This is a genomic window from Leptospira congkakensis (assembly GCF_004770265.1).
GTDB classification, from domain to species: Bacteria; Spirochaetota; Leptospiria; order Leptospirales; family Leptospiraceae; genus Leptospira_A; species Leptospira_A congkakensis.
In genome coordinates, this window is sequence record NZ_RQGQ01000004.1 from 979,184 (window position 1) to 993,724 (window position 14,541).

General features: G+C 35.3%; 13 protein-coding genes. 6 read left to right on the forward strand and 7 right to left on the reverse strand.

The genetic code is table 11. From position 1 onward, the window contains the following. Positions 1–17: 17 nt before the first annotated feature. Positions 18–908 (reverse strand): LBF_1199 family protein, encoded by an 891-nt coding sequence (locus tag EHQ70_RS05645; protein ID WP_135584260.1) that lies wholly within the window; start codon positions 906–908, stop codon positions 18–20. A gap of 67 nt (positions 909–975) precedes the next feature. After that, positions 976–2,244 (reverse strand): NHL repeat-containing protein, encoded by a 1,269-nt coding sequence (locus tag EHQ70_RS05650; RefSeq protein ID WP_244288226.1) that lies wholly within the window; start codon positions 2,242–2,244, stop codon positions 976–978. A 149-nt stretch (positions 2,245–2,393) separates the two neighbouring features. Between EHQ70_RS05650 and EHQ70_RS05655 the strand changes: the two genes are divergently transcribed. The 6 genes from EHQ70_RS05655 (at position 2,394) to EHQ70_RS05680 (ending at position 8,006) form a co-directional block, all read left to right on the forward strand. Next, positions 2,394–3,167 (forward strand): helix-turn-helix transcriptional regulator, encoded by a 774-nt coding sequence (locus EHQ70_RS05655; RefSeq protein ID WP_135584262.1) that lies wholly within the window; start codon positions 2,394–2,396, stop codon positions 3,165–3,167. Between the two features lie 94 nt (positions 3,168–3,261). Further along, entirely contained in the window at positions 3,262–3,570 is a 309-nt protein-coding gene (locus EHQ70_RS05660; protein ID WP_135584264.1) for an antibiotic biosynthesis monooxygenase family protein, read from the forward strand. A gap of 232 nt (positions 3,571–3,802) precedes the next feature. Next, entirely contained in the window at positions 3,803–4,237 is a 435-nt protein-coding gene (locus EHQ70_RS05665; RefSeq protein ID WP_135584266.1) for a hypothetical protein, read from the forward strand. A 227-nt stretch (positions 4,238–4,464) separates the two neighbouring features. Further along, on the forward strand, positions 4,465–4,797 hold the full coding sequence (locus tag EHQ70_RS18615; protein WP_135778267.1) for a hypothetical protein: 333 nt from the start codon (positions 4,465–4,467) through the stop codon (positions 4,795–4,797). Positions 4,798–4,870: 73 nt separating this feature from the next. After that, positions 4,871–7,135, forward strand: a complete 2,265-nt coding sequence (locus EHQ70_RS05675; protein WP_167481691.1) for a hypothetical protein — start codon at positions 4,871–4,873, stop codon at positions 7,133–7,135. Positions 7,136–7,406: 271 nt separating this feature from the next. Then, on the forward strand, positions 7,407–8,006 hold the full coding sequence (locus EHQ70_RS05680) for an SH3 domain-containing protein (RefSeq protein WP_244288227.1): 600 nt from the start codon (positions 7,407–7,409) through the stop codon (positions 8,004–8,006). A gap of 79 nt (positions 8,007–8,085) precedes the next feature. On the opposite strand, the gene EHQ70_RS05685 is transcribed toward EHQ70_RS05680, so the two are convergent. From EHQ70_RS05685 to EHQ70_RS05705, 5 genes are all read right to left on the reverse strand, one after another. Beyond that, positions 8,086–8,775: a LytR/AlgR family response regulator transcription factor gene (locus EHQ70_RS05685; RefSeq protein WP_135584273.1), complete on the reverse strand. Its 690-nt coding sequence runs from the start codon at positions 8,773–8,775 to the stop codon at positions 8,086–8,088. A 15-nt stretch (positions 8,776–8,790) separates the two neighbouring features. Continuing rightward, positions 8,791–9,696, reverse strand: a complete 906-nt coding sequence (locus EHQ70_RS05690) for a hypothetical protein (protein ID WP_244288228.1) — start codon at positions 9,694–9,696, stop codon at positions 8,791–8,793. Positions 9,697–9,784: 88 nt separating this feature from the next. Then, positions 9,785–11,467, reverse strand: coding sequence for a 7TM diverse intracellular signaling domain-containing protein (locus tag EHQ70_RS05695; RefSeq protein ID WP_208729495.1), 1,683 nt, complete (start codon positions 11,465–11,467; stop codon positions 9,785–9,787). Between the two features lie 309 nt (positions 11,468–11,776). Beyond that, positions 11,777–12,718: an MBL fold metallo-hydrolase gene (locus EHQ70_RS05700; protein WP_135584279.1), complete on the reverse strand. Its 942-nt coding sequence runs from the start codon at positions 12,716–12,718 to the stop codon at positions 11,777–11,779. 371 nt (positions 12,719–13,089) lie between these two features. After that, on the reverse strand, positions 13,090–14,202 hold the full coding sequence (locus EHQ70_RS05705) for a hypothetical protein (protein ID WP_135584281.1): 1,113 nt from the start codon (positions 14,200–14,202) through the stop codon (positions 13,090–13,092). Positions 14,203–14,541 lie beyond the last annotated feature (339 nt).

A 14,541-nucleotide genomic window follows, 5' to 3' on the forward strand; every position in this document is an offset into this window, starting at 1 on the left:
TGATAGAATTTTTGCTATTAGAAATATTTTCCAACTCGATCAAAATTACCAAGTGCTGATTTGATTGTTGTTTCTTCCCAAAGATCAAGAACTGCACCATTCGACTTCATATAAACCAAAACATCCTCTCTGTCTAAAGAAGGAACTTTTGTTAATTCTCGCAAAACAAGAGATAACCTATCTGGATCTCTTTTGTTTGGAGATAAAGCTGCTTCAGACTTAAAATTGAATCTTTCCCCCAAATCCTGGCAAAAAGTTTCCCAAATACGAATGGATTCTAATATGGATTCCAAACGAATGCGGTTTTCCATTTCTTTCGGCGTTTGTTCGTTTAACTTTTTTGATCCGGACACCATCATCATTCGCAAATAATAATAAAGAGTATGGCTATTTAACAATATTTTACGGATTTCGTTTTCTCGAAGATTTGAGAATATTCCGAGAAGAGTCTGCATTGTCATATTCTTTTCTTCTAATATATCAAAATAAGCTTCCCAAGTTTGAGGATCCAAATTAGAAAGAAGATGAATTTTTAACGTTGGATCTCTGTCCATTTCTTCTGCTAACGATAAAATTCGTAAACTTTGGGCAGAACCAAACAAAGTCCGAACTTGTAAAAAATATGAGTTAGAATCAAAATTACCGGTTAAAAATTGTTTCCCATATCCAAAATAAATAAACTTCATTAGAAGTTCTGGGGTTAGGTTTTCATCATTCAGAAAATGTTTTGTATTTTCTTCTGAACGTAATAACCATAAATATTCAAAAACCAAATCGCAAAACTCATCTTCCAAAAGCATATGGTCAGCGAGAGATTTTAAATCCGTACCTTCTTCGATGGATTGGAAAAAATCTAACAGTTCAGTAGGTGATGCATTTTTCCAAAACTCGGAAGCCTTCCATAGCATTCTATTTTTTTAATTGCTAAATTAAGTTATGTCAATTTAATTTTAGAAAGATTCAAAATCCAATATATTAGTATAAATTCCAATAACTACTTTGCAATAAACTATTACAAATCTTTCCATTGGCACCAGGACTTATGACCAAAACACGGTCATCCGTATGTGGAATGGTATATATCTTTCCATTATGTGCATAAACAGCATCACCCCATTTATTACCGCCGGATATTCCTGAGCTATAAGTGGTTGAGGTCAGCGTGTCTGGATCAAAAGCAATGAATTGATCGATATCAGCAGGAATGGTAAAAATTTTCCCATCGGCAGCTAAAATTCCACCGCGCCATTTAGGAGATACAGAAGATACGGGAGAGCTCCATAAACTAAGCGAATCATTACTGGGATCGATAATTAAAAATTCTGAGTCATAAGATGGAATTCCAAAAATTTTCCCGTTAGGTGCCAAAACTCCATGCCTCCACTTTCCTGTCCCAGTTTTAGGAGATGGAATTACATAACTCTTTTCGGAGTAAGGATCTAAAACAAAAATAGAATCAATATCAACGGGGAAGGCATATATTTTGCCGTTAGGTGCTAGGATTCCTCCTTCCCACATATTCGTTTGTGACAGTGGAGAAACGATCGTTCGAACCACATCTGTTTTGGGATCAATCACAAGGATTTTACTAGAACTCATAGGAATTCCGTAAATGAGACCGTTGGGAGCAAGCACTCCTCCCCTCCACTTTCCCAATCCTGATTCAGGAGATTGTAATGTATAACTTTCGTTTGTTTCCGGTTTGATAACTAAGATTTTATCTGCATCTCGGGGTATCGCATATATTTTTCCGTTTGGTGCAATCACTGCACCTTCCCATTGCGCAGTTCCACTAAGTCCAGTCGGAAAAGCAGATGCAGAATTGGCATTCGGATCCATCACAAGAAAGTCGGATTGATTGTACGGTATAGAGTATATGTTTCCATTACTTGCTAGAATTCCACCGAGCCATTTCGCAGTGCCAGTGTATGATGGAGTGAAGGTTGTGAAACTAACACCAGAAGAACCTAGTGCCGCTTGTTTTTTCATTTCGGTTGATACATATTTCCATCGTCTAGGTTGGATTACTGCCAAAGAATCCATTTCGCAAATGTTACGGTTTGGGGCAATGGATCCGCAAAATTCTCTATCATCATCCACAAGGATTCTTGCTAAGTAAAAATCCTGAAAAGATTCAGAACCTGGATCACATCCATTTTCCAAACTGGGAAACTTACAAGAAGGAAAAACAAAACAAAGAAAGAGATATAACCAAACTTGGAGTAAAGTAATATGGGATTTCAATTTGGCAGTTCTCTTCAGGAAATGAGATTTCTCATTCGTTTATAAATTGTCAAACGAAAGAAATTTACTAAAAAATTCGAGTTGCCACTCCTCCAACAAACAGTAATTTCAGAAGGAATGGATGATTGTTTGGGAGGTTTATCTTACGTATGAAAGTTTATAGTTTTCTTCCCTCCGAACCTCTAAAACCCTTTGTACAAAAATACCTAATCATAGAATCAGAGGATGGAATTCAAAACCAGATCATCCCAAATCCCAACCTTGTTTTATCTTTCCAAATGCAAGGAAATTTACAATCAGAAGAATCAAATTCCCTTTACGATTTACCGAGAGCGGGTCTTGCCGGATTTCGAAAGACAACAAGGACAATCACCTATTCCAAAAAATCCTCCGCCCTGCTCGTCATCCTTTCTGAAATTGGAGCTTTTGCTTTTTTTAGAGAACCAATCTCCGAGTTCTACGGAAAAACCGTTAGTTTAGAAGATATAATCCCAAGACCCCAACTAAAAAAGATCGAAGAACAATTGTTTGATTGTAAATCAAATGCAGAACAAATTGTCCAAATCGAAAATTTTTTAATTGGAAACAAGAAGAGGCAAATGATCGACCCAATCATAACACAAACAATTTTAAAAATCAAAATATCCAAGGGAAACATCAAAATCAAGGATATCAAACAAGGGCTTCCCATTAGCCTTGATTCCCTGGAGAAAAAATTCAAAACCACTATCGGAACTACTTTAAAACATTATTCAAATCTATTAAGGATTCACTCTGTCATATCCTCCCATTCGAATCATACAAATCTAACGGACTTAGCACAAACTGCAGGATACTTTGACCAATCCCATTTTAACAAAGAATTCAAAGCGTATACAGGATCATCTCCAAAGGAATTTTTCCGACGTCCACAAAACTGGTGAACCCAAACATTTTCTGATTTTTTACAATTCTCTTTTACCTCTTTCCGTTATCCTTTCTATAGTAAAGGTATAGGATTACCTAATTGAGGATACAATGAACCAAATTTTAATCGATCGATTCCGTTTACCAAAAGAAGCAAAAGAAATATTTTTAGAAAGAGTCAAAGCCAATCGTGACTTTATCAAAAACTTAGATGGTTTTTTGGGAGACCAAATTTTCATTCGAGAAGAAACAGGCGAAATTCATTTCATAACCGTCGCCACTTGGAAAGACAAACAAAGTCTAGAAAATGCCAAAACATTGGTGTTTAGTGAATACCAGAAACAAGCGTTTGTGATGCCAGAATTCCTAAAAACACATTCGATTCAAATCGAACGAGAAATCTACGAGAAGGTGTCTTAATTTTTCAGAATATTAAAAAATTCACTTTCTAAATAAAAACCGTGTTTGGTGTTTTTTTACACAAACACGAGTTTAGTGAATGACAAAAAGGGAAAAGAGAGAATTTATATCTTATATGAGGATGAATAAAAAATCGTTTTTAAATTTATACTTTCTAAACAAAAATTCAATTTCGATAAAAAGAATTATTTTTTATTCCTTACTAGTTTTTATTTTTTCCCAATGTGAAGATTTGGATACAACCAAAGATTTCCGAGAAGAGAATTTGCTCACATTAGCATTTGCAGTATTACCAACGATAATAAACAATTGTCCAGTAGCAGAATTTATAGTGGAAAAAGGGAAAGATTACCAAATTTTTCTAAATAAAGAAAATTCACCTTGGTTTCAATTTTCACCTAACGGAAACATGACTCCCCCTGAAGAAAAAAGAGATTATTTTCTTATTGTTACCAAAGATAGTTCCGCTTCCATCAGCTTGATACCTTGGACATCTTGTAAAAATTTTTCTTCCCCGTCTACAAGTGGACTCACTCCTCATTCAGAAACACCCACAGAGTTAAAGTTCAAAATTGAAAAAGCTTCTTTTCAATCTGCAGAAACTAACAGATACCGACTCGAATTAAATTCAAATAACCAAACATTCATTACAATTAGACAAAACTGATGAAATTTCCAATAAATAGATTTAATAGCTTATCATCTTTGCAATTGGTTAAAATTCTAGTTTTGCTAATTTTGTTTTTTTTCCAAACATCATGCGGCAAAAGACCTCCACTGGAAGAGGAAAACGATCCTTTATTACAACTTTTTATCCTCAATTTCGCAGATAATTACTATTCCAACTCTTGCCAACACCCTTCCTTTACACTCAAAAAAACAGAAAACAAACAAATGGAACTAACACTAGATGACAAAAAATGGTTTCGTTTTTCACCTGAAGGCACGGCCGCTAACCCTAATTCCAATAACCCAACCCCAGTTCATTTCTTTTTCATCCAGAAAGAAGCGGATACTGAAATTTCCTGGGTTACCAGTACAACTTGTATCACTTCACCATCGTATACTTACGAAAGAACTCCTATATCAGCAACGCAAACAGAAATAAAATACAATCTCTGGAATTCTGATTTCTATTTTAGTAACCGAACTACGTCCACGTACCAAAATGGATATTATATAAAACTAATTTCGGGAAATCCCAAAATCACCATTCGATTTGAATGAGATACAAAATAACGGTTGTCAGTGTTCCTTTACAAAAAAAAATCCGTTAGTAACTGTAGTATATATGGTTCGAATGATCAAAATTTCTTATTTTTTTGTTCTTCTTGGCGCTCTGATTCTTTGCAAACCTCCTGAACTTTCGAACGCCTGCGATCCAAAATCTGAGTCTTTTTTCAATGCTTCTATAGTTCGGTTTCTTATCAGCGATAGTTCCCCCTCTTGTTTGCCTGGGTTCCCGAAGACTCCCATACCGATCTGGGGAGCTCATAGCGAAATCCAATCCAATGTGGAAATCAAAGCTATGGCGCTCCAAGATAACAAACTTTATCTAGGTGGCACGTTTCAATTTTTAGGCCCTAATACAGGTGGAGCTGCCATTTTAAATACAACCAATGGATCTTTGATTGATTCCGCAATTTGTCCCTATCTAGAAGTTCTCTCAAATAGCAATATTGCCATCTCTGACGAACAAGGAGGGTTTTATCTAGCCGGAAATTTTACCCATATCCAAGGTATCGCCAAACAAAACCTAGTTCATATCAATTCAAATTGTAAACTGGATACAGGCTTTGATGTAGGAACGGGATCTGGCGGAGCAGATATTCGCGATCTATTGTTAGTTGGAGAAAAAATCTATATCGCAGGAAGTTTTTCCACATGGAATGGTTTGGCTCGTGGATTTTTAGCTGCAGTGAATCGCACCTCTGGTACTCTAGATACAACTTGGATCGCCAACGCTGATGGAACGGTCGAATCGATAATTGCAGACACTGATGGAATCTTTGTTGCAGGACAATTTTTAAATATCAATGGAAGTGGAATTGGTCGACTTTCAAAAATTTCTTACGAAACCGGATCTCCAAATTTAAGTTTTTCTCCCAATATTTCTGCCGGTGCTATCCGTACAATTGCAATGGGAAGAGATGCTTCTAATAATAAAGTTATCTATGCAGGAGGTAGTTTTACTGCAGTTTCTCCTACATATGCTAGATCTTTTGAAATGGATGGCAACGTTACTAGTTGGAACCCAGCTCCCAATGGTTTAGTCGATGATCTTACAATCTTAGGTTCAAAAATATATTTAATTGGAAGTTTTAATTTATTAGGATCTACTACAAGAAATCATTTTGCTGCAGTAGATAACAATTTTGGAGCGGTGGGTGGTGAAGATTTACAGTTATTGGGAAGTGATTCAATAGCTTCCATAACCGAATTTGGCGGAAAAATTTATGTCCTTGGAAACTTTAGTTCTGTATTGGGCAAACCCAGACGGCATGGCTTTTCAATTGATCCAGTATCAGCAATTTTCTCAGATTGGAATCCAAATTTCAGTTCTAGTTTTTCCTACCCAAATGGAAGGATTGCCTTTTCACCTGACGGGAGCAAGGTGCTAGTTCCCGGATATTTTACTAGTGTCAATGTTGCAGAACGAAACGGATTTGGATCCATCGATTTGATCACAGGTAAAGCCACAGATATTAATCTACAATTGAATGGAAGTATCAATAGTTTACATATAAAAAACAATATTCTTTATGCTGGTGGTTCGTTTACATCCGTTTTAAGCCAAACGAGGACCAATTTTTTTGCATTCAATTTAAATTCATTCTCTTTGGAAGGAATGTCACCTACATTCGATTCACCTATTAACCATATCGCTACAGATAATAATTATATCTATGCCGGTGGAAGTTTTTTCAATGTTGCAGGATCGTCACGTTCTAACTTGGCACGTTTGCAAATTACAAATGGAATACTTGATAGTTGGAATCCAGGTGCTGACAATACCGTATCGGTCATCCTTCCAATGGAAGATAAAGTATATGTTGGAGGAATATTTACAACAATTGGAGGGTCTGGAAGTACGTCTTTTTTATCCGCATTAAATCTAACAACAGGAAACAACTTACTCTTTCCTTCCAGTTCCGTTACCCCCAACGGAGTTGTTAAATCGATTGCTCACTATCAAAACCAATTTTACATTGGAGGAGATTTTATCACTATCGGCGCACAAACAAACACTAGATTTAGTTCTTTTGATGGAACCACTGGCGTATATACAAACCAATTGATAACAACAGACAATACTATTTCCACAATTTCTATCGGAGAAAATGGAAAAGGATTCATCGGTGGAAGTTTTACCACCATCAATGGATCTCCAAAACCTGGTTTAGTATTCTATGATTTTCTAAATAAAAATGTTTTAAACATAAACATCCCTTCTGAAGGAAATGTTTCCCAATCTTTTGTTTCCAGAAACACAATCTATTTTGGCGGTAAAATTACCCAAGTGAACAACCGACCAAAAGGTGGATTCTACTTTTGGGATCTATAAAATTTACTTATTCACCTTACTTCGACTAACGAGTGAATCTAGAAAATATTGCGTTAGTCGAACCATTTCCAAATGGAATAGGTGGTGAATCCAATATCACTCGATCAGAAGTTCCATAACCGCTAAATATTTACATATATTTTTATTTGACTATTTTAAAGTAATTTCCCTAAATTTACCTGAAATGAACAAACGAATCGGATTTCTTTTCCTATTTTTATCTTTTTTCCACTCTCCTCTTTTACCATGCGAACCATTTGAACCGGTCTCTTTGAAACCCTCGGATTCTTCGAGAGAGGACAAAGATTTTTTCTCGTTCAAACAAAAATTGGAAAAGGCAATCCAAGAAAAAAACTTTAAATTCATTGAATCGGTAATTGATCCCCAAATTTCTTTTGCTTTTTCCGAAGAAGGAATGGGGAAAACCAATTTCATAAAACATTGGAACCTAAACAAAAACCCAAAAAATCCAGAATTCTGGAACGAACTTTCTCAAACAGTAAACTTAGGTTTCACATTTAAAGATCAAATTTGGTCAGCACCCTTTCTATTCAACCAAACACCCGAATCTATCGACCAATACTCTTATTCGCTCATCACTGGCAGTGTTGTTAACGTTCGCGACAAACCGTCGACCAAAGGAAAAATTTTAACACAGCTTAGTTGGGAATTTGTAAAAAACGAATACGATGAGACAAATTCAAATCAAAACACAAAGGAAGCATGTAACTTTAAAAAAGTTTGTATTTCTGACGGACAGATTGGATATATTTGTGAACAATATCTACGCAGCCCTCTAAGTTATAGAGTTGGATTTTCCAAGAAAAAAAGTTCATGGTCAATGATATTCTTTGTGGAAGGCGGAGACTAATCAAAAACTCGTTTTTACATTCATAACTAAAAACGAATTTGTCTTACAAGCGGTTATACCATTTGGTATTTAGATTGAATTACAATTTAGATTTTAACTCTTTATAATAACTCCTTCCCATCTTGAGTTTAACCCCAGTGGTGAGCTCAATTTGGTAGGAACCACCAGCAGAAGTAATGATTTTTTTAATTTGTTTGCTATTGACAACATAAGAACGATGGATCCTGAAAAAATAACTCGGCAAAATACGAGTAATCGAATCTAAACTTTTGTTATGCACAAACATTTTCCCATTTTTTTGAAAAACCTTGATTCGTTTATCGAATGATTGAACGTATAGTACATCCTTTGTTGCAATCAAGTTTAAATCGTTTTCTTGTTTGATTCCAATATATTTAGTTTTGATACCCTGCCTATTGGCATAAAACTTTTGAACTGCCTTTAAGATTCGTTCCTTAGTAATCGGTTTCGGAACAAAATCCAAAACACCATATTCAAAAGCCTTGATAGCTTCTGTTGTATTTCCAGAAGTGATTATGGTCAAAAAGGAGGCTGCCGATGTTTCTTTTAACAGATCAAATCCAATGTCTCCATCCAAATTCAAATCCAAAAACAATAAATCAATTTCATTCTCTTCAATGAAACATTGTGAACCAATCAAACTTTTTTCAATACGCAGAGAAGAAACTTTTGAACCAAGAATCTCACGTATCATACGTTCTAACCCTCTGGCAGCAACAGTTTCATCCTCTACAATTAATATTCTCAAAGTTTCAACTAACCTTTAGTATTGTTCCATTCGATATTGAACATTAGATAAATTAACAAAAACACCAACCATTGCTTGGTAAGAATTTAATGTCCGCATCGAAAATTGGTCTGCTTTCAAAAACTCTCGATAATAATCAACTTCAGCCTTGATACCAAAGTAACGACCTAAATAAATATTCAGACCAGCACCTACTCCTAGGATACTTCCGATTCCACTAGTGATTTGATTACTATAAACAAATCGATCATGAGTGATCCCCGAATGTGCCTCACCCGTAAAGGATACAACTCCAGCCCTTGCCACAAGATAAGGATCAAAAAAGTTTCTTGGAATGGGGTGATACGTAGCAAGAAAACTCATTGAATTACCGCGATATATTGTGCGTTCTCTTGGAACCGGATCCACAATCTCCTTGTAATACGATAATCCAGGGATTACATCTTGTCTTTTGGCCTTCATTGAATTCTGCATCACAGTAAAACCAAATCCAATTTTTTCTTTCCAACCATATTCGAAATCAAATTGAGAAGCCACTCCAGGTGTATATGTCGGTTTAAAATACAAACCCGCGCCATCACCCTGATTCGCAGTTTGCGGATAATATTCTTGGCCCACTTCTTTTCTTACAACCTTATATTGGAGGACATTATCATAGTTTTTTTCATGACTGATGAATGAACCACTGGGAGCAAGAGTTCCACCCCCCATAAAACTAACTAAGAATGCTCCTTCATAAAAACCAGGTGGGTATTTCAGTTTTGCATAATATTTTTCCAGTTCGGCACTGGATTTAGCAGCTTCCTCTGAGTTATTTTGTATTACCGGTGGTTTATCTTCTTTTTTTAATATTGGTTCCGCAAAACTTACATTCGCGGACAATAACAAAGAAGTTATCATTATCTTTTTTGTATTCATCATTTTATCCTTTTGGGAAGGGTAACGATAATGAATTAAATTACAAAATAAAAGGTGCGAACTGCACTAATCGGGTGCGAGTTGCACTAAATCACTCCAAAACTGTGATTGTGTTTTCCCAGCCACCCGTAACCACTTTGGAACTAAAGTCCCATTTATTTGGAAAGGCTTCCTGTAACCTAGATTTTATATATTTAATGCCTGTTCCAAGCGAATCTGATTTTGTTGTAGGAAGCCCGTCATTAAATAGAATGTATTTGGTTTTATTTTTATCTTTCTTTTTCTTTAAAGTAAAAACTCCAGAATTTTTACCTTGATACCCGTGAGTTACACCATTCTCAACCAATGTCAAAAGAACAATAGGAGGGATCATATCCTTAGAACTCACTCCCTCTGTTTTGAATTCAAACTTAGATTCTTTGCGAAGACTCATAATCTCCAAATAACGTTTACAAATACTTACTTCTTCACTAACAGAAATTGTTTTTTTGTTTGTTAATTTCAATATTGCCCTTAATTCGTCAGAAAGAGCAGTTAACAACTGTTTTGCCGTTTCAGGATCTTCATCCAACCAAATGATGGTTGCGTTGATTGAATTTAGTAAAAAATGAGGATGAATATTGTTTTTTAATAATTCAACTTCTAACCGAGAGGAAACCAATTTTGCATCCTGAAGTTTGACTTTATAAGAAACCATTCTACGTTCGGCTTTATTTTTCTCCGAGTTTGCCAGTTTTATTTTATAGGCAAGCCCTAAAGAAAGTAAACACATCTCTATGGCTGATCCAGCCTGCAAACCATATTCAGTTACAATATTGGCTGGCAAAATTCCAAATCCCTTCAAAGAGTAGATCCCAACTCCAAACAAAAGAGCAACCCAAGCGATTAAAAAATACCTAGCTGGTTTGTAACCTTTATCCCAACAAACAATGGCAACAAGAAACACCGAAACAGCAAACAACATTACAAGAGTAGCTAATAAATATATATTTACGTAATAGGAAAATACAAAAGAGGATAACATTAAAAACAACATCAACCCCATTAGTACAAAGATGATTTTATCCCAAGTAGGTGTATTTTTTTTTGTATTTAAAAAGCTTCTAGTAAACTGCAAACCCCAGAACAAAGAAAATCCACCCACGAAAGGCAAACTGATATTTGCCCAATGAGGAGAGTTCGGCCAAAAAATTTGATATGCCAATCCATTTAAAACCGATTGAGACAAACCATATAAACTAATATACAAAAGATAATACAAATACCCAAAATCTCTTAACATAAACAGAAGAATAAGATTATAAATAACAAGTACAAACAAAATCCCGTAGTAAATTCCAAGAGATAAGTTTTCCTTTTCTTTCAGTTTTAAAAATCTTACATGAGAATATACGGAAATAGGAAACTGAACCGTTCCTTCACTCTCAAATCGAAAGTAGTAAACATTACTCCTTTTGGGATAAAGTTTGATCGGAAAAATAAAACTTTTTTCTTCAAGTGGTCTCTGCGAAAAAACATAAGAGTCCCCAGTAACCACTTGTTTCCAAGTTTTTTCTTTCATTTCATAAAATTCTATTTTATCAAGTAATGGATAGGATACATGAATGTACCAATCACGTTCATTCGATTCATTTTGAAGTTCAAATCGAACCCAATAGATATTTTTAGTGAATCCAAAATTTGGAGAAAGAGACTTACTTTCGGAAAATAAGTTAGTTTTTCTTACTTCTTCAAAACTTAAGTTTTTGTCCGGAGTTAAAGTGAGGATTTCCATATGAAATCCGATCGGGTATTCCCCAGATTCATTTTTTAGGGAAGTTGTAAACCGAGATTGGGTGGGAAAGGCAGAAAGAGAATGAATTCCGAATATTAGAAAAAGCAGAGTTAGTCGAAAGAAAGGCATTTCTGACAAAATCTATACCAGTCAATGCTGCTTGTAAAGTAAAAGTTTTGGATTTGAGATTGAATGGCATTCATTAATCTTATATAGTAGAGAGTTAGTAGTCACCTGACAGCTCACAACTGCCATTTTTCAATTAGGCAGTTTTAAAGTTTGCTCTATAAATTAGAAAATTCCAAAATCCTATTTTTTTACTGAAGTTAAAATTCTTTCCTGATGGCCTGGATAAACAAACTTAGGTTTGTTGGATTCTTCCACTCTCTTCAAAAAGTCTAAACTTTTTTGATTGAGTTTATGATCTGAGGTAAAAGCACCAGGAGTGACTCCTTCTTGCCATCCCCATCTCGTATGACTAGAATCACCTAGCACCAAATGAGATCCGTCTTTTGATGGAATATAAAAAGCTAAACTTCCTGGTGTATGGCCTGGAACAGAAAACACAAAAAAACTTTCATCTCCAAAAAAATCCAAAATACCAATTTCATTTGGTTCTTTGCCAAAATCGAGTTGAAATAAATTTGGATTTTTTCCTAACAAACGATTGGTGGAACCTTGGACAAAGAGATTGATAAATTGTTTGGAAGTAACCTCCCCAGGTCCCACATAAAAAGGAACAGACCTTTCTAGTTCTGAGGCTCCAAGTGTATGATCCAAATGTAAATGGGTAAAAAAGACTCCTTTTACATCTATTTTGTTTTTGCTCAGATAGGTTTTGGTTGTTTCGAAGATTTTGAGTTTCGCAAAATGCATCTGAGATTCCACTATAGAATTGATTGGAAAATCATCCTTCCCCTTAGTAAAACTTTCTCCTATCCCAGAATCAATCATATAGGTTCCGTATTTTGGGTGTTTGATAAGGTAAAAATAAATTGCAATAGGTTCTAAACGATCTTTTAAACCAGCAGCTTTTGCCTTAGGATCGTCCAAATCCAAAAGTCCCGCAAGTGATGCTTCCCAATCCGCTGCTTTGACCACTTGAAATTCAACCCAGTTTTTAGGTTTTGGAGAAAGTGGCATTTCGGCACTCACCTTCTCCAAAACAAAGGGTTTTACCTGATGAGAAGTTACCTGACAAGAAAGGGTCAGAAAAATAAGAGAAAGAATGAAGATTAGGTGCTGAAACAAAATGTACCTCCGTTAGTAAAAATCCCAAATTTAAAAAATCACAAGGAACAATCCAGAGAAAAACGGGGAACGGATCCTATAGACAATACCCATCGAAGTGGATTTGTAACGATCATAAATAACGAACGAGTTCCGTTTCAAATTTTACGACAGAAGAAGGAAAATCAGAATTGATAGAAATTTTTGTATGCCAATGGAAACGGAGGCGCCGACCCAATACTAAGAAGCCCTTTTCCCGGAACAACGGGAAACTTTCGTGCTGTTATGCATCTTGAAAAAAAGAAAACCCCGCTGGTAGCGAGGTTTCTACATTTCAGTGTGAATATCAAATGATAATTTTTGGATTCACCAAGAATGAATTCTGAAGAAGTTTAAAACTTATAAACAATATTGATACCAATCTGTCTACGAATGTCTTTGTTCTCCGGAAATGGACCAAAGCCAGGTTGACTTCCTAGTATAAGCGGAATTAGATTAATGTTTCCTGAGAGTCCTTCACTAAATAATGTTGAAATGTTGCCAGCCCCCTTTATTTTACTGTCAACAACTTTGTGGGTAGCTTCTGTATGCGAATAACTAATCCCAAAACTTACGTTTTCAGAAACATCAAATCTGTATCCAACGGAAATCCGATTTCCCTCTAACTCAGAATCTATTTTCCCTTTAACTTTACTATTACCAGGAATTAGGATGTTTGTAGTCAAAGCAGTTAATGACCTCGTTTTGTCTACGTAATTTCCTGAATTCGCAACACTTTTTAAATATTCATAACCAAAACTAATATTGTGTCCTTCAGCAATTTTTAAGTTATAACCAAGTCCTACTACGGCATTTAAATACGCTTCGTTATAAGTCAGTTGACTAACAGATGATCCATTAATCCCAACTGTACTTATGTTCATTCCATTTAAAGTTGCGTTAGAAGAATTAAAACTATAAGGAGTTTTTGTTTTGACTTCGTTTCCGTAAATTTCACCGCCAAGTCGAAGTGCCAACCCTTCAAGAAATCTGTTTCCCGAATCATGAAACAGATAGATGTTCTCAGCAATTTTAATGTTTGCTGTTTGCAGACGATTGGATGTATATTCTCTCATTGCGATAGATTCATTACTTGAAACCATTGCAGTAGGGCCAAAACCGATTCGAGTGGATGAACTTGAATAATCAGTCCTAAAGTTGGAATCAGCAAATAGAGTTGCAAATGAAATTCCTATATCAGTACCGAGGAGGCCATTATGACGCATATTTGTTCCCATTTCAATTCCCTGACCTTTAAATAAATTGGTAGCAGGGATCGAAAAATTAGTCGATCCACCCACTAAATTATTAAAGATCAAAGCATTTGGCATAGTTAATCCATTCTTTAATGTAGCGGAATCTACTGTTAGGTTAACACCTCGAAAGTAGACGGAAGAATCCTTTTTGTCATCTGCAAACAAAACAGAATTTGCCAAAACAACAAATAATAATATAATCTTTTTCATATATTCAAATTACCCAATCAATTTTTAAGCAAAACTGACGGTACGATTAACAATTGTCAAACGAATTTAACCTAACAAATACAAATTATATAAATATAACAAAAATTAAACCAAGAATCAACCGATGTTCGTTAGTTTATATGTTCTAATTCTAAGTTTTTGATAGATTAACCTGAAAACCAAACCTCAGAAATCGAACTGGGCATAAAAAAACCCCGCTAGGAATTAGCGAGGTTTGTGAGTGTTAACAATGGTAGATCTAAGTTTTAGTGACTTAGCTTTTACAATATACAACGTAGCGTGACGACAATTCTAACAAAGGTAATTGGTTTCCTTTAT

Bases quoted from the DNA above. Each gene is read 5' to 3' on its own strand.
- EHQ70_RS05655 (WP_135584262.1), top strand. From the start codon at position 2,394: ATGAAAGTTTATAGTTTTCTTCCCTCCGAACCTCTAAAACCCTTTGTA.
- EHQ70_RS05695 (WP_208729495.1), bottom strand. From the start codon at position 11,467: ATGGAAATCCTCACTTTAACTCCGGACAAAAACTTAAGTTTTGAAGAA.
- EHQ70_RS05675 (WP_167481691.1), top strand. From the start codon at position 4,871: ATGATCAAAATTTCTTATTTTTTTGTTCTTCTTGGCGCTCTGATTCTT.
- EHQ70_RS18615 (WP_135778267.1), top strand. From the start codon at position 4,465: ATGGAACTAACACTAGATGACAAAAAATGGTTTCGTTTTTCACCTGAA.
- EHQ70_RS05705 (WP_135584281.1), bottom strand. From the start codon at position 14,202: ATGAAAAAGATTATATTATTATTTGTTGTTTTGGCAAATTCTGTTTTG.
- EHQ70_RS05690 (WP_244288228.1), bottom strand. From the start codon at position 9,696: ATGATGAATACAAAAAAGATAATGATAACTTCTTTGTTATTGTCCGCG.
- EHQ70_RS05660 (WP_135584264.1), top strand. From the start codon at position 3,262: ATGAACCAAATTTTAATCGATCGATTCCGTTTACCAAAAGAAGCAAAA.
- EHQ70_RS05645 (WP_135584260.1), bottom strand. From the start codon at position 908: ATGCTATGGAAGGCTTCCGAGTTTTGGAAAAATGCATCACCTACTGAA.